The 13,547-nt window shown below is 69.9% G+C and carries 17 protein-coding genes; 5 read left to right on the top strand and 12 right to left on the bottom strand.

The window, feature by feature from the left end:
- Nucleotides 1–8: 8 nt before the first annotated feature.
- From MUY14_RS06235 to MUY14_RS06260, 6 genes are all read right to left on the bottom strand, one after another.
- Nucleotides 9–812, bottom strand: a complete 804-nt coding sequence (locus MUY14_RS06235; protein ID WP_247021718.1) for an ABC transporter permease — start codon at nt 810–812, stop codon at nt 9–11.
- Nucleotides 809–1,786 (bottom strand): ATP-binding cassette domain-containing protein, encoded by a 978-nt coding sequence (locus MUY14_RS06240; RefSeq protein ID WP_247021720.1) that lies wholly within the window; start codon nt 1,784–1,786, stop codon nt 809–811. The genes MUY14_RS06235 and MUY14_RS06240 overlap by 4 nt, the downstream gene beginning before the upstream one ends.
- 78 nt (nt 1,787–1,864) lie before the next feature.
- The gene (locus MUY14_RS06245; RefSeq protein WP_247021722.1) at nt 1,865–2,374 is read right to left on the bottom strand and encodes an OsmC family protein; all 510 of its coding nucleotides are present in this window, start codon (nt 2,372–2,374) and stop codon (nt 1,865–1,867) included.
- Nucleotides 2,375–2,450: 76 nt separating this feature from the next.
- The gene (locus MUY14_RS06250; RefSeq protein WP_247021724.1) at nt 2,451–4,724 is read right to left on the bottom strand and encodes a M4 family metallopeptidase; all 2,274 of its coding nucleotides are present in this window, start codon (nt 4,722–4,724) and stop codon (nt 2,451–2,453) included.
- A 316-nt stretch (nt 4,725–5,040) separates the two neighbouring features.
- Entirely contained in the window at nt 5,041–5,556 is a 516-nt protein-coding gene (gene msrA, locus MUY14_RS06255; protein WP_247021727.1) for a peptide-methionine (S)-S-oxide reductase MsrA, read from the bottom strand.
- 91 nt (nt 5,557–5,647) lie between these two features.
- Entirely contained in the window at nt 5,648–5,854 is a 207-nt protein-coding gene (locus MUY14_RS06260; protein WP_247021729.1) for a 4-oxalocrotonate tautomerase family protein, read from the bottom strand.
- A gap of 116 nt (nt 5,855–5,970) precedes the next feature.
- Between MUY14_RS06260 and MUY14_RS06265 the strand changes: the two genes are divergently transcribed.
- Both MUY14_RS06265 and MUY14_RS06270 read left to right on the top strand, forming a co-directional pair.
- Nucleotides 5,971–6,651 (top strand): TetR/AcrR family transcriptional regulator, encoded by a 681-nt coding sequence (locus MUY14_RS06265; protein WP_247021731.1) that lies wholly within the window; start codon nt 5,971–5,973, stop codon nt 6,649–6,651.
- A gap of 143 nt (nt 6,652–6,794) precedes the next feature.
- The gene (locus MUY14_RS06270; RefSeq protein ID WP_247021733.1) at nt 6,795–7,178 is read left to right on the top strand and encodes an STAS domain-containing protein; all 384 of its coding nucleotides are present in this window, start codon (nt 6,795–6,797) and stop codon (nt 7,176–7,178) included.
- On the opposite strand, the gene MUY14_RS47220 is transcribed toward MUY14_RS06270, so the two are convergent.
- From MUY14_RS47220 to MUY14_RS06280, 3 genes are all read right to left on the bottom strand, one after another.
- Nucleotides 7,142–7,639, bottom strand: coding sequence for a LysR family transcriptional regulator substrate-binding protein (locus tag MUY14_RS47220; protein WP_396126755.1), 498 nt, complete (start codon nt 7,637–7,639; stop codon nt 7,142–7,144). The two genes, MUY14_RS06270 and MUY14_RS47220, sit on opposite strands and share 37 nt — an antisense overlap.
- 133 nt (nt 7,640–7,772) lie before the next feature.
- On the bottom strand, nt 7,773–7,898 hold the full coding sequence (locus tag MUY14_RS47225) for a LysR family transcriptional regulator (RefSeq protein ID WP_396126839.1): 126 nt from the start codon (nt 7,896–7,898) through the stop codon (nt 7,773–7,775).
- A 72-nt stretch (nt 7,899–7,970) separates the two neighbouring features.
- A complete protein-coding gene (locus MUY14_RS06280; RefSeq protein ID WP_247021737.1) occupies nt 7,971–8,276 on the bottom strand; it encodes a hypothetical protein in 306 nt (101 codons plus the stop codon).
- 124 nt (nt 8,277–8,400) lie between these two features.
- Here MUY14_RS06280 and MUY14_RS06285 point away from each other — a divergent pair, with 124 nt between their 5' ends.
- Both MUY14_RS06285 and MUY14_RS06290 read left to right on the top strand, forming a co-directional pair.
- Nucleotides 8,401–9,315 carry a hypothetical protein gene (locus MUY14_RS06285; protein WP_247021739.1) on the top strand — a complete coding sequence of 305 codons (915 nt, stop codon included), beginning with the start codon at nt 8,401–8,403 and terminating at the stop codon, nt 9,313–9,315.
- A gap of 66 nt (nt 9,316–9,381) precedes the next feature.
- Nucleotides 9,382–9,819 (top strand): L,D-transpeptidase, encoded by a 438-nt coding sequence (locus MUY14_RS06290; RefSeq protein ID WP_247021741.1) that lies wholly within the window; start codon nt 9,382–9,384, stop codon nt 9,817–9,819.
- On the opposite strand, the gene MUY14_RS06295 is transcribed toward MUY14_RS06290, so the two are convergent.
- Together MUY14_RS06295 and MUY14_RS06300 are read right to left on the bottom strand one after the other, a co-directional pair.
- Entirely contained in the window at nt 9,774–10,262 is a 489-nt protein-coding gene (locus MUY14_RS06295) for a hypothetical protein (protein WP_247021743.1), read from the bottom strand. The two genes, MUY14_RS06290 and MUY14_RS06295, sit on opposite strands and share 46 nt — an antisense overlap.
- A 30-nt stretch (nt 10,263–10,292) precedes the next feature.
- The gene (locus MUY14_RS06300) at nt 10,293–10,715 is read right to left on the bottom strand and encodes a hypothetical protein (RefSeq protein ID WP_247021745.1); all 423 of its coding nucleotides are present in this window, start codon (nt 10,713–10,715) and stop codon (nt 10,293–10,295) included.
- 109 nt (nt 10,716–10,824) lie between these two features.
- Here MUY14_RS06300 and MUY14_RS06305 point away from each other — a divergent pair, with 109 nt between their 5' ends.
- On the top strand, nt 10,825–12,186 hold the full coding sequence (locus MUY14_RS06305; protein ID WP_247021747.1) for an NAD-dependent succinate-semialdehyde dehydrogenase: 1,362 nt from the start codon (nt 10,825–10,827) through the stop codon (nt 12,184–12,186).
- A 38-nt stretch (nt 12,187–12,224) separates the two neighbouring features.
- Here MUY14_RS06305 and MUY14_RS06310 read toward each other — a convergent pair whose 3' ends face one another.
- Entirely contained in the window at nt 12,225–13,535 is a 1,311-nt protein-coding gene (locus tag MUY14_RS06310; protein ID WP_247021749.1) for a tyrosine-type recombinase/integrase, read from the bottom strand.
- Between the last annotated feature and the right edge of the window lie 12 nt (nt 13,536–13,547).

Here is a 13,547-nt window from a genome sequence, read left to right on the forward strand (position 1 = left end):
TGCGTGCCCTACTTGCTCGCCACCCGGCGGTACCGGGCCGTGGCCAGCGGGGCGAAGACCGCGATGATCGCCACGCAGCACACGATCGAATACAACGCCGCGTGCTCGGCCGGCCAGCCCGTCGGTGCCGGGCCGAAGCGGTTGCCGAACAGGTCCCTCGTCGCGTTGATCACCGCCGTGAACGGGTTCCAGTCCGCGATCGCCTTCAGGAAGCCGGGGAGCGTTTGCGTCGGGACGAACGCCGAAGAGATGAAGCTCAGCGGGAACATCCAGATCAGGCCGGCGCTCTGCGCGACCTCGACGCTGCGGGCGGCGAGGCCGATCAGCGCGCCGACCCACGACAGGGCCCAGGCGAACATCAGCATCACCAGGTAGCCGAGCAGCGCGTCCCAGAAGCTGCCGCGGATGCGCCAGCCGACGATCAGCCCGCACAGCGACATCACGACCAGCGCCACCACGCTGACCACGAGGTCCGACGTCGTGCGGCCGAGGATCACCGCGATCCGGGACATCGGCAGCGAGCGGAACCGGTCGATGATGCCCTTCTGCAGGTCGTTGGCGAAGCCGATGACGGTGAACGCCGAGTTGAACGCCACCGTCTGGGCGAAGATCCCCGCGATGAGGAACTCGCGGTACGCCGCGCCGCCCGCCTCGCCGCCGATCGCGTTGCCGAAGACGTAGGCGAACAGCAGGACGAACATGATCGGCTGCAGGGTCGCGGCCATCAGCCAGTCCGGGTTGCGGCGGACGTTCACCAGGTTGCGCCAGGTGATGATGCCGCCGTCGGAGATGCCCTTCGCGAGCGCGTTCACTTCGCGGCCTCCTCGGTGGGCTCGGCGCCGTGGCCGGTCAGGGACAGGAAGACGTCGTCGAGCGTCGGCCGGTGCAGGGCGACGTCCTGGACGGCGATGCCCTGCGCGTCGAGCCGCCGCAGGGCCTCGATGAGGGCCTTGGGCCCGGTGTCGACGAAGATCTCCGCGCGCCGCGTGTGGTCGTCGCCCGTCGGGTCGCCGGTGCCCACCTCGCGCAGCACCTCGAGGGTGGCGGGCAGGTCGGCCGGGGAGGCGACGACCAGTTCGAGCCGTTCGCCGCCGATCTGGGCCTTGAGCTCGTCGGCCGTGCCGCGCGCGATCACCCGGCCGTGGTCGATCACCACGATCGAGTCGGCCAGCTGGTCGGCTTCTTCGAGGTACTGGGTGGTCAGCAGCACGGTCGTGCCGTCGGCGACCAGTTCCTTGATGACGCCCCAGGTGTCGAGGCGCCCGCCCGGGTCGAGGCCGGTGGTCGGCTCGTCGAGGACGACGACGGTCGGCTCCGCGACCAGCGCGCCGGCCAGGTCGAGCCGCCGCCGCATGCCGCCGGAGTAGCCCTTCGCCGGCCGGTCGGCGGCCTCTTCCAGCGCGAACCGCGCGAGCAGCTCACGGGCGCGCGACCGGGCTGCCGCCTTCCGCCTGCCGTAGAGCCGCCCGACCATATAGAGGTTCTCGAAACCGGTGAGGTTCTCGTCGACGGCCGCGTACTGCCCGGACAGCCCGATCCGCCGCCGGACTTCGTCGGGCTGGGCCAGGACGTCGTACCCGGCCACGTGCGCCTCGCCGGAGTCCGGTCGCAGCAACGTGGTCAGGATGCGGACGGTGGTGGTCTTCCCGGCCCCGTTCGGGCCGAGCAGGCCGAGCACGCGCCCGGCCGGGATGTCGAGGTCGACGCCGTCGAGCGCGCGCGTCGAACCGTAGGTCTTCACTAGCCCGCGTACCTGGACGGCGATGTCCGGTTCCGGCTGTGGCATGTCGGCTCCCCTTCCGGTGACACCGACAAGCTAAGCCACGCTGTCCGCTTTGTCCTCCGGGTTTCTCCCGGAGAAGAATCAATTCGCGGAAAGCGCCACGGCGAACTCCGGCGGCGTCCGCAACGATTGGAACACCACGCAGTAGCGCTCGGTCAGTTTCTTCAGCGTGGCGAGCTCGTCTTCCGATGCGTCGGTGTCCAGGTCGAAGGACAGCCGGATCGCGCGGAAGCCCACCGGCGCGTCCTTCGCGACCGCCAGCGTGCCGCGGAAGTCGAGGTCGCCCTCGGCGCGCACGCGCCCGCCGCGGACCTCGAGGCCTAGCGACGTCGCCACCGCGCGCAGCGTCACCCCCGCGCACGCGACGAGCGCTTCGAGCAGCATGTCGCCCGAACAGGCGAGGGTGCCGTCGCCGCCGGTTGCCGGGTGCAGGCCCGCCTCGACGACCGCGCGGCCGGTTTCGACCTTGCAGGAGATGCCGAGGCCGTCCAGTTCGGCGTCGGCGTGCAGGGTGACGACCGCGCTCTCCGGGCTTTCGCGGTACTTGTCCTTCAGCGGGGCCTGGGTCGCACGCAGTTCTTCGGTGTCCATGGGGCGATTCTGCCGGAAAACGGAGAAGCGGGGAGACCGGTCGCCCGGTCTCCCCGCTTCAGCGGTTCTCAGTGCTTCAGCTCAGGGTCACGGCCACGTCGTCGATGACGAACGAGGTCTGCAGCGAGCTGTCTTCGGTGCCGGTGAACTTCAGCGCGAGGGTGCCGCCGGCGGCCGACGAAACGTCGACCGTCTTGAGCACGTACCCGGACGCCTTGTTCAGGTTGGAGTAGCTGCCCAGCGTCGTGCTGCCGTTGGCGACGGTCAGCTTGTCGTAGGCGGTGGTGGTGGTCGTCTCCGCGGAGTCGATGTGCAGGTAGAACGTCAGGCTGGCGTGGCAGCCGGCCGGGATGCTCACCGACTGCGCGAGCGTGTCGGTGTGCGTCGTGCCGTACCCGTTGAGCCACGCGTTGTAGGTGCCGCCGTGCGTGGGCTCGCTGGAGCCGTTCTGCCCGATCACGCCGCTGGTCTGCGTCCAGTTCGCCGCGCCCGACTCGAACCCGCCGTTGGCCAGCTTCTGGCCGGAGCAGCCGCCGGTGGTGCCGACGGTCCACGTGAACGACGCCGTGCCGGTCTTGTTGGCCGCGTCCTTCGCCGTCACGGTGACGTTCGAGGTGCCCGCGGTGGTCGCGGTGCCCGAGATCGTGCCGGTGGAGGCGTTGATCGACAGGCCGGCCGGGAGACCGGTGGCCGACCAGGTGTACGGCGCGGTGCCACCGCTGGCCGACAGCGGCAGGTTCACCGAACCGCCGGTCGTGGTGGACTGGTTGCCCGGGTTGGAAACCGTGACGGTGCCGGTCGCCGAGCAGGTCGGGTCGGCCGACTGCGCCGGGACGGAGATGGCGTCCCACGCCGCCTTGACGGTGTTGAACTCGGTGCAGCTGCCCGGGAAGAGGTTCTTCGCCGCGGTCAGCGTCCAGGTGCGGTACTTCAGGTACGAGCTGCTGGTGGTCTTGAGCAGCATCGCGTTGTAGAAGATCTTCACCGCGGTCTGCACGCCGAGGCCGGTGATCGTGGAGCTGTTGCACGTCGAGCTGGTCGGCTGCCCGTTGGTCGGGTTGGTGCCTTCGGCCAGCAGGTAGAACCAGTGGTTGCCGGGGCCGGCGGCCGCGTGCACCTCACCGTTGGGGACGGAGCTGTCGTAGCAGTTCTTGTCGCCCAGCGCCGACGGGTTGTACATGTTGCGGATCGGGCCGGAGCCGACCAGGTTGACCTGCTCGCCGACGAGGAAGTCCGGCTGGTCGTAGGGGGCCGGCTCGTTCGCGAACCACTCGGTCGAAGCGCCGAAGACGTCCGCGACGAACTCCTGGGTGCCCGCACCCGAGATGCCGCCGGGGGTGTGGTCGTCGATGCCGTGGCCGTGCTCGTGCGCGACGACGTCGATCGAGCCGATCCAGCCGCCGGCGGTGTTCTTGCCGATCTGGACCTGGCTGCCGTCGTAGTAGGCGTTCTGGTCGTTCAGGCCGACGCGGATCGGCCAGCCGCCGCCGCTGCCGTCGAAGCTGTTGCGGCCCAGCCACTGCGAGAGCATCTTGTTCTCGGTCTGCGCGGCGAACAGCGCGTCGACGCAGCCGGTTTCGCGGTTGCTGGCGGTGCCGTTGCCCCAGAGGTCGTCCGGTCCGCTGAACGTGGTGTTGTTGGCCGCGTCCTGGCAGGACGTGTTGGTGATCGTCGGGTCCTTCAGCGAGTACGTGCTGCCCGAGTGGGTGGTGTCGAGGTGCACCGGGTTCGGGCCGTTCCAGGCGCTGGTGCCGTCACCGTTGAGGACGTGCTCCTGGGTCTTGAGCACCTTGCCCGTGGCGGCGTCGACGATGACGTCGAGGCGGCTCGGGCCGTCGGCGTCGCGGCCGACGACGGTGCTCTTCCACGCCAGCGTCGGCGTGCCGAGCGCGTAGACGACCTGCTGGGCCGGGCTCACGCTGTCCACGGCGGACAGCTGCTGCCGGGCGGTCACCTCGGCCGCGGCCTTGGAGACCTTGGCGGTGGTGGTGGCGAGGTTGATGGTCTGGTCCTGCGCGACGGAGGTGCCCAGCACCTGGCCCGTCGAGTCGGTCGCGACGACGAAGTCGCCGCCGACGACCGGGAGGCCCTTGTAGCTGCGCTCGTAGGGGACGTACTTGAGCCCGTTGGTCGAGGAAATCGCTTTCTGGGCGAGGAAAACGTCGTCCGCGCTGGCGTGCAGCGCGGCCGGCTTGCTGGCGACCAGGCCGGCCGCCGCGTTGACGGCCAGGGTCTGGGCGTCCGCGGTGGCGTTCGGGGTGGCGGGCTGGGCCTGGGCTGCGGTGGTCGTGCACATAGCGGCTATCAGCGCGCCGCTCGCGGCCAAGACGATGGGACGTCTCAGGTGCATCGAAGGATCTCCTCCGGGCAGGGCGAACCGGCCCGGTGCAGGCCGGGCCGAGAACGGGGGACGGGAAAACGGTGCTACTTGGCGGAAATCAGGATCCGGCGCCGAAGGCTCGTGAACAAGCGACTAACGTACGGTCTTATCTACCGGACGCAATACTTCCCAAAAAGGACATTTCACGCCTTTGTGGGCGAAATTGTTGACCGTCCACACAGGACTGATCGAGGATCACCGCCGTTCGGGTGATCTTTTCCGCGTCCGAACGGCGAAAGGCCCCCACGCCGTGATCGGCGTGGGGGCCTTTCGGTGCTGCTGACGGTCAGGCGGTCTTCTCGCGCTTCGGGAGCTTCCAGCCCGGGCGCACGAAGTGGCAGGTGTACCCGTTCGGAATGCGCTGCAGGTAGTCCTGGTGCTCGGGCTCGGCCTCCCAGAAGTCGCCGGCCGGGCTGACTTCGGTGACGACCTTGCCGGGCCACAGCCCCGATGCCTCGACGTCGGCGATGGTGTCCTCGGCGACCCGCTTCTGCTCGTCGTTCTCGAAGAAGATCGCCGAGCGGTAGCTCACGCCGATGTCGTTGCCCTGGCGGTTCTTCGTCGTCGGGTCGTGCACCTGGAAGAAGAACTCGAGCAGGTCGCGGAACGTGGTCCGCGCGGGGTCGTAGACCACCTCGATGGCCTCGGCGTGCGTGCCGTGGTTGCGGTAGGTGGCGTTCGGGACGTCGCCGCCGCTGTAACCGACCCGGGTCGAGATCACCCCGGGCTGACGGCGGAACAGCTCCTGCATGCCCCAGAAGCAGCCGCCGGCCAGGACGGCCCTTTCGGTTGACGTGGTCACGGCGTCACTCCTTTTCCTCGTGTGGTGCTGCCACCTGTACAACTTCGGTGGTCAGCCGATGATTCCACGCGGGGGTTACGGAAGCCTGACGTCAGCCGGCCTGCAGCTTCGCGAGGGTGAGCACGTCGCCGCCGATGCCCCAGCCGCCGTCGGCGACCTCCTCGACCAGCACCATCGTGTTCGCGCGGGCACGGTCGCCGTAGATCTCGGCGTACAGGTCGGTGGTGCGCGTGACGAGCTGCTCCTTCTGCTCGGCGGTCAGGGTGCCGGCGGGGACCTTGAAGTTGGCGAACGGCATGGTGATGCCTCCGGTATCGTCGGTTACGTGCTTTCGTAAGCAACGCTAACACCGAATGCGGATCGGCGCTACCAAAATCTTGATGACAGTGATAATGCCTGGTAGCGTCGGGTTTCGTGGACCAGAGAACGCGCATCCTGACGGCGGCGGCCGACCTGCTCTCGCGATCGGCGGACGTCTCGACGCGGGCCGTCTGCGAAGCCGCCGGGGTCGGCGCGCCGGCGTTGTACCGGCAGTTCGGCGACAAGGACGGGCTGCTCGCCGCCGTCGTCGACCACGGGTTCGAGCAGTACCTCGCCGGCAAGCGGGCGGCGGCACCGTCGCCGGACCCGGTGCGCGACCTGCGGGACGGGTGGGACAACCACGTCGCCTTCGCCGTGGGGCACCCGCACCACTACCGCCTGATGTACGCGGGCCTCTCGACGCCGCCCGGCGCGGCCGCAGAGGCCCATGAACTGCTGCTCGCGGTGCTGGAGCGCTGCGCGGCCGCCGGACGCCTGAAGGTGCCGCCGCCGCTCGCCGCGCAGATGGTGATGGCGGCCAACGCGGGGGTGGCGCTGTCGATGATCACCCGGCCGTCGCTCTACCCGGACCTGGCGTTCTCCGTCCGCGTCCGGGAAAGCGTCCTGGCCGGCATCCTCGCCGAAGAGCAGCTGGAGCCGTCCGCGGACGTCGCCGCCGCGGCGACGACGCTCGGCGCCCTGCTGGGCGACGCGGCCCCGCCGGGACTGAGCGCGAGCGAGGCGTCGCTGCTGCGCGAGTGGCTGGTGCGGCTGACTATCCACAGTGGACATTAGCCCGGACGGTCGTGCCGGGGTTCGGCCGTCCGCCAAGGAAAAACCGATGCGGGAACAGTATTCCGCTTCGGCGCGCTGCGGTCCGGCCGCGGTGGGACCATGGTCCGGGGCCGTCCTCCGACGCGGCCCCGAGGAGGCGCGCGATGCGCGACCAAGACGGGATCGCCACCGAACGGACCAGCGGCGTACTGGTCGTCGAAGTGCGAGGCCGGCTCGACATCGACACGGTCACCCAGTGGACGGCGGTGATCGAGGCCACCCTCTGCGAACTGCCGGGACCGCACCGGCTGGTGATCGACCTCGGGCAGCTGGAATTCCTTTCGGCACGCGGGATCCGCGGTCTGCAGCGGGCGTTCGAGCTGTGCCACGAGCGGGGGATTTCCGGCTGCCTGATCGCGAACCCGGGCAGCGCGGTGGAGAAGGTGATCCGGCTGACGGGCCTGGCGGGACGGGTACCGGTGTTTTCCCACCGGCTGGCGGCGATCGCGGCCTACCAGCCGACGGAGATGCGCTGGCTGCTCGCCTGACGGGATCGGGGTGGCGGCTTCCGCGCCGGCTCGCGCACCCACGGGGCGCGTCGGTGATCGGCACGTAAGCGACGTCCGGCCGCGGGTGGTACCGCCGGATGTGCGCCCCCACCGGCAGCGCGCCCTCCCCGGCGCCGGCCGTCAGCAGCTCCCGCAGGCCCGCCCAGGGCTCGACTGAGGCTTCCGGTGCGCGTTCGTCGAGCCACGGGTCCGGCAACGCGCGCGAGGTCCGCGGTCACCACCGGCTCGCGTCGCGGGAACGGGTGGCCCGCCGCGACCGCCGACAAGCGCGGCTCCCGCACCAGCACCGGGCCGGTGACCAGGTCCGGTGCCTCGAGCGGGAGCCCGGCCGGCACCACGTCCACCTCGCCCTCGCGCAGCCAGGGCAGGACCTCGGCGGGCCGCACCTCGCAAAACTCGGCCCGGCAGCCCGGCTCCCGCTGCCGGAAGCGCTCGGCCACACGGCCAGGAGCTGCCCGCCCGCCGCGTCGCGGAACGCGACCCGCAGCGTGCCGGTGACCCCGCGGCCGGCCTCCATCGCGCGCTCCAGCGCGGTGCCGACCTCGCCGGAGGTCGCCGACGAGGCCACCGCGGTCAGCTCCACGCGGCGGCTGGTCCGGTGAACAGCGGCACGCCGATCCGCCGTTCGAGCTTCCGGATCGGCTGGCTGACCTGCGCGGTCGAGACGCGCAGCCGCTCCGCCGAGCGGCCGAAGTGCAGCTCCTCGGCGCTCCACCGCTTCGGCCTCGGCCAGGGCCAAACCGCTGCGACACCGAGCTGGTCGGCTGAGCGCTACTCGCCGCGCATCGACCGGCGGATCGCGGCCAGTCTGTCCTTCGCCGCCTGGTCGCGGTCGGCGATCTGCTTGTCGAGGGTTTCGGCCGTGGTGTCGGTGCCGAGGCCGGCGACCTCGGCGGCCCCGACCGACGTCGTGTACCGGTTCTCGATCTTGTCGCGCACGAAGTCGAAGCTGGGCACGCCGCCCAGGCTGTAGTCCGGCTCCGGCAGCGGCGACGAGGGCACCGCGATCGCCGCGGTGGGGGTCTCGTCGACGATCTCGCCGTCCAGGACGTTCGGGTCGTCGTCGGGTTTGGTCATCTGCCCAATCTAGCGTCCGAGTGGGCACTCCCGCCGGTACCGCAGTGGGTAATTCGGCCGTTGGGCGGTGCCACGCGGTGCGGAATTCTCGAACCCGCACAGCCGTGTCCGGAAGGAGCAGACCATGAGTGCCGGGGCCTACCGCGCCGAAACCACGGAAATGGGGACGGTCGCCAAGGCGGTCGAAGAAGTCGGGTCGTCCTTCCATTCGGTGACCCGTGACCTGGAGAGCCTGGTGCTCGACGCGTTGTCGTTCGCCGGGATCGGGAGCGGGGTGGCCGCCGCGAACTCGGCGCTGCACTCCTCGCTGGGGAGCGCGCTGCAGAAGTTCCTGAGCCTGATCACGAACGTCAACCAGAACGTCCAGACGGCCGCGAACGGCTACAACGCGGCCGACTCCGACGTCGCGCAGGCCTACGGCGGCGGCCAGGCCCAGGCCGGCGGCGGGGGAGCGGCGGCCGCGGCGGCGCCGCAGCAGCTGGACCCGCGCGTGGTCGATTCGATCATGCGCTCGGAGGGCGCGACCGGCGAGCAGGGCGGCGTGCCGGAGGCGTACGGCTTCCGGCAGAACATGCACAACGGCTACGACCGGATCATCGCCGCGCGCGAGCAGTACGGCATCGGCAGCGCCGAGGAACGCGCCGTCGTCTCGGACCTGATGACGGCGAACGCGCGCACCGCGGGCGCGCTCAACTTCACCGATCCGGGCACGCAGGCCGCGATCATGTCCGGGGCGCACATGCGCGGCGCCGGCGGGGTGCGCGCGATCCTCAACCACATGGGCGGCGACGACATCGTGCGCAGCTCGCGGACCCTGAGCGACACGACGATCCAGCACGTCCAGGGCCTCACGCCGGAACAGTTCCAGCAGGAGTTCCGCGACGCCCGCGTCGAGTACGACCGCCAGATCTACGGCGACACCACCACCCGCCAGGGCGGGCACACGCAGAACTGGTGGGACCGCTACGGAAACGGCCTGACCCAGCGGTACGACCGCGAGCAGGCCGAATTCCTCGGGCTTTCCCAGCCGCGGAACTGAGTGGTTCGAAGATCGAAAAACGGGGCACCTTACCTCCTGTAGCCGAACGACAACGGGAGGCACGCGATGAACCGGAGGATGATCGCACTACTGGGCGGGGTCGCCGTGATGGCGGGGACCGTGGCGTTCGCGGGAACGGCCGAAGCGGCGTCGACGCCGTGCAGTGCCGAAGCGAAGGCCTGCGTCCAGCGCAGTTCGAACACGGCGTGGCTGACGGACGGCGCCGGGAACGTCACCTACGGTGGCGTCCCGATCACCGTCGGGTTGCCGAAGTACCCGACCCCGCTCGGGAAGTTCCACGTGCAGTACAAGGACATCGACCACTACAGCAAGCAGTACAACGGGCCGATGCCCTATTCGGTGTTCTTCACCACCACCGGGGTCGCTTTCCACCAGGGCAGCCTGAAGGCGAAGTCCCACGGGTGCGTGCACCTTTCGCACGCGGCCGCGGTGACGTTCTACAACTCCTTGCACCCGGGTGACGTCGTCGAGGTCGTGCCCTGATCCGTCCTTTTCGGACGGTCGAGCAGGGCGCCCGCGACGGCGCCGAACACCAGGTGGTCGGCCAGCTGCGGCGCGCGGGGAAGCATTCGCACGGCGGGGTAGGCCCGAGCGGCGAGGCCGAGGTCCAGTGCGGCGATCGCCAGCCCGGCCACCGCACCGCGGGTGACGCCGCGGCAGCGGGCGACGGCGAGGACGCCGGTCCACCCGGCGGCGATGAACAGGTGCGCGACCAGCCCGGCGGCGGCGCCGGGCCGGTCGCGCCTGCCGGGGATCAGGGTGCCCGCGGCACGGGTGGCGGCGAGGAGGTCGCCACCGGTGGCGAGGGTGTGCACGGTCGACGGTATACCGCTGACCACGGCGGCGACGGCCCCCGCTCGCACGACCTGGCGGAGCCGGCGGCGTCGCACTGCCGTGAACGACTCTTTCACCGCGTCCGACGTCATGAACGACTCTTTCATGTCATCGGGGCGGCGTCAGTGGATCGCCAGGTAGGCGGCCACCCGGATCCGCAGCCCGCGCACGTGGGGGAGCGCGATGGCGAACGCCCGCGCCGGCCGGTACCCCGGCCACGGATCACCGTGCGTGCACGGTCCGAGGAAGTACACGAAGCCGTCTTCGTCGTCGTAGCGGCCGGCGGACCAGCACTGGAGACTGCCCGGCACCCGCGCTTCCCAGTACGTCCAGTGCTTCATCGCGCGGGCCAGCTGGCGGGCGAACCGGGGCAGCTCGGCTTCCGCCAGCCCGAGGCCGCGGCCGCTCCAGACCCGCGGGGTGCGTTCCGGCGTGCGCGCGGGACAGCCGAACGTGACTTCGCCGCCCGCGTAGTGGCGCGTCCAGCGAGCGCTTTCCGTTGCCAGTGCGTCGAATTCGGGGCCGCCGGTGAGCTCCAGCGTCATGGGAAAACGATAGGCGATCAAGCGCGCGGGAGTACCGCCGCGCGGGTGTCGATCAGTGGTCCGATAGTGTATACAGTATCCAGTAGACGCGTCGGATACGGAGGCCGCCATGTACTCAGTCACCGACCCCGCGACGGGTGAGCGGGTCGAGGAGATCCTGAACGCGACCGACGAGGAGGTCCGCGCCGCCATCGGCCGGGTGCACCGCGGGTACGCGGGCTGGCGGGCGCGGCCCGTCGCCGAGCGGGCCGCGATCGTGCGCCGGGCCGCCGGGCTGTTCGCCGAACGCGCCGACGAGCTCGCCGCGATCATGACCCTCGAAATGGGGAAGCGGATCAACGAAGGCCGCGGCGAGGTCGGCGTCGTCGTCGACATCTTCCGCTACTACGGCGAGTGCGGCCCGGAGCTGCTGGCCGACGAGCCGCTGCCGATCCGCGGCGGCGAGGCCGTGCTGACGAAGGAGCCGATCGGGCCGCTGCTCGGCATCATGCCGTGGAACTTCCCGTGCTACCAGGTCGCCCGGTTCGTCGCGCCGAACCTGGTGCTGGGCAACACGATCCTGCTCAAGCACGCGTCGATCTGCCCGCGCTCGGCGGTCGCCATCGAGCGCGTGCTGCGCGACGCCGGCGTGCCAGAAGACGTGTACGTGAACGTCTTCGCGTCGAGCCGGCAGGTCCCGTGGATGCTCGCCGACCCGCGCATCCAAGGCGTGTCGCTGACCGGCAGCGAGCAGGCCGGCATCTCGGTCGCGGCGGAGGCCGGGCGGAACCTCAAGAAGAGCGTCCTCGAGCTCGGCGGCTCGGACCCGTTGATCGTGCTGGACACCGACGACCTGGACGAGACGGTCAAGGTCACCGCGACCGCCCGGATGCGCAACTGCGGCCAGTCGTGCAACGCCCCGAAGCGCATCATCGTGCTGGGCGAGCTCTACGAGGAGTTCGCCGACCGGTTCGCCAAGCGCGTCGCGGCGTACTACGTCCCGGGCGACCCGGCGGACCCGGCGACGACACTCCCGCCCCTGGCCTCACCGGCCGCCGCGGACGAGGTGGCCGCCCAGGTCGAACGCGCCATCACCGAGGGCGCAACCCTGCGCGCGGGCGGCCACCGCATCCCGGGCCCGGGCGCGTACCTGGAGGCGACGGTACTGACCGACGTAACCCCGCAAATGGCGGCGTACCACGAGGAAATCTTCGGCCCGGTAGCCCTGCTGTTCCGCGCGGAGACGGAGGAGGAAGCGATCGCACTGGCCAACGACACCCCGTTCGGACTGGGCGCGAGCGTCTTCAGCACGGACCGCAACCGCGCGGCCCGCATCGCCCGCGCGATCGACGCGGGAATGGTCTACATCAACAAGTCCGGCGGCTCGGAGGCAGACCTCCCGTTCGGCGGCATCAAACGCTCGGGCATCGGCCGGGAGCTGGGGCCGCTGGGGATCGAGGAGTTCATGAACAAGAAACCGATACGCCTCTGACCTGCTGTTTTGTTACTTCTGGTCCCGCCAGGCCGTCGTCAGGCCGTCTCGGAATCCTGGGCCGTCTGCTGCGGCCGGCGGGGCTTGAACACCCGGTTGGTCGCGGCGCGAGCCCGCTTGTGGCTCGACGGGACGAGGTGGGTGTAGATCCGGAGCGTGTAGCCGGGGTCGTGGTGACCCAGGTACTCGGCGACCTCCTTGATCGACACACCGTTGGCGAGCATCGTGGACGCGAAGAAGTGCCGCATCGCGTGCATCCCGTCTCGGCGTTCGACGTAGTCGAGCCCCGCGCTCGCGAAGGCCGGCCGCCAGACGTGGTACGCGAAGTTGGCGCCCTTGATCACGTTCCTGATCGGTTGCCTCGCGTAGACGCTGCGCTTCGTCGTCCGGCCGATCAACACGCGCACGGTCTCCGGCCGTCCACCCGGTTCGAGCCAGGGGAGTGTCAGCGTGACCGGCTCGAAGGTGGCCATGTAGTCGTCGATGTCATCGAGCACGCCCTGTCCGAGCGGCACCACACGGGTCTTGCCGCCCTTCGGAGGCGAGAACACCGGCTGAGTGCCGATCCACCGGATCTGACGCTGAACGTTGACGATCATCTCGTCGCGGTCGACGTCGTCCGGACTGAACCCAAAGATCTCCATCTGCCGCAGCCCGAGTCCGGCCCCGAGCGGCACTGTGACGGTGTACTCGGCGGGCAGAGCGAGCCGGACGGCGCGGACTCGGCTGTCCGGCCACGGGATGACCTTCCGCTGGACGGGCTTGGGTCGCTTGACGCTCTTCGCTCGGCACGGGTTCGCCCGGATCTTCTTGTCGTCGTAGGCCGCCTGGAGGATGGCGGACACGGTGTCGAAGAGCACCGCCCGCGTGGACGCCATCAGGCCGCGACCGCCTTCACTCTTCGGCCGTTCCAACCAGTCGAGCCAGTCACGAATGGTGTCGGTCTTCGCTGCCACCTTGAGCGGCTTGTCCCCGAGGAACGGGAAGATCCCGGTCTTGAGGTGGTTGCTCACCGTCTGCCGGGTCCCCGCGTCGGCGGACTGGCCCTTGCGCCACTGGGCCGTGTAGTCGCGGAACTTCTCTTCACCGGACTCAGTCGAGATGTACTCACCGGCGAGCACATCGTGTTGCATCTTGGTCAGGAAGGTCTTGGCCTTTGTAAGTTGCTTGTCCGGAAAGGACTTGCTCCGTTCGTTGCCTTCGGGGTCGTAGTAGCGGACCTTGTACCGGTCGCCCTTGCCGAACAGTTCGGTCTTCTCTCGGACAGGGTGCCCCTTGGCGTTGAAGACCGGCTTACCCGTCTCGTCTTTCTTCTGCCGCCACCATCGATCTTGCACGTGTCCTTTCATCGCTTTCTCCTA

Origin of the sequence: Amycolatopsis sp. FBCC-B4732, assembly GCF_023008405.1 — a bacterium.
Lineage (GTDB): Bacteria > Actinomycetota > Actinomycetes > Mycobacteriales > Pseudonocardiaceae > Amycolatopsis > Amycolatopsis pretoriensis_A.

Bases quoted from the DNA above. Each gene is read 5' to 3' on its own strand.
- MUY14_RS06240 (WP_247021720.1), bottom strand. From the start codon at position 1,786: ATGCCACAGCCGGAACCGGACATCGCCGTCCAGGTACGCGGGCTAGTG.
- MUY14_RS06245 (WP_247021722.1), bottom strand. From the start codon at position 2,374: ATGGACACCGAAGAACTGCGTGCGACCCAGGCCCCGCTGAAGGACAAG.
- MUY14_RS06250 (WP_247021724.1), bottom strand. From the start codon at position 4,724: ATGCACCTGAGACGTCCCATCGTCTTGGCCGCGAGCGGCGCGCTGATA.
- MUY14_RS06260 (WP_247021729.1), bottom strand. From the start codon at position 5,854: ATGCCGTTCGCCAACTTCAAGGTCCCCGCCGGCACCCTGACCGCCGAG.
- MUY14_RS06270 (WP_247021733.1), top strand. From the start codon at position 6,795: ATGCGCGACCAAGACGGGATCGCCACCGAACGGACCAGCGGCGTACTG.
- MUY14_RS06280 (WP_247021737.1), bottom strand. From the start codon at position 8,276: ATGACCAAACCCGACGACGACCCGAACGTCCTGGACGGCGAGATCGTC.
- MUY14_RS06285 (WP_247021739.1), top strand. From the start codon at position 8,401: ATGAGTGCCGGGGCCTACCGCGCCGAAACCACGGAAATGGGGACGGTC.
- MUY14_RS06290 (WP_247021741.1), top strand. From the start codon at position 9,382: ATGAACCGGAGGATGATCGCACTACTGGGCGGGGTCGCCGTGATGGCG.
- MUY14_RS06295 (WP_247021743.1), bottom strand. From the start codon at position 10,262: ATGACGTCGGACGCGGTGAAAGAGTCGTTCACGGCAGTGCGACGCCGC.
- MUY14_RS06300 (WP_247021745.1), bottom strand. From the start codon at position 10,715: ATGACGCTGGAGCTCACCGGCGGCCCCGAATTCGACGCACTGGCAACG.
- MUY14_RS06305 (WP_247021747.1), top strand. From the start codon at position 10,825: ATGTACTCAGTCACCGACCCCGCGACGGGTGAGCGGGTCGAGGAGATC.
- MUY14_RS06310 (WP_247021749.1), bottom strand. From the start codon at position 13,535: ATGAAAGGACACGTGCAAGATCGATGGTGGCGGCAGAAGAAAGACGAG.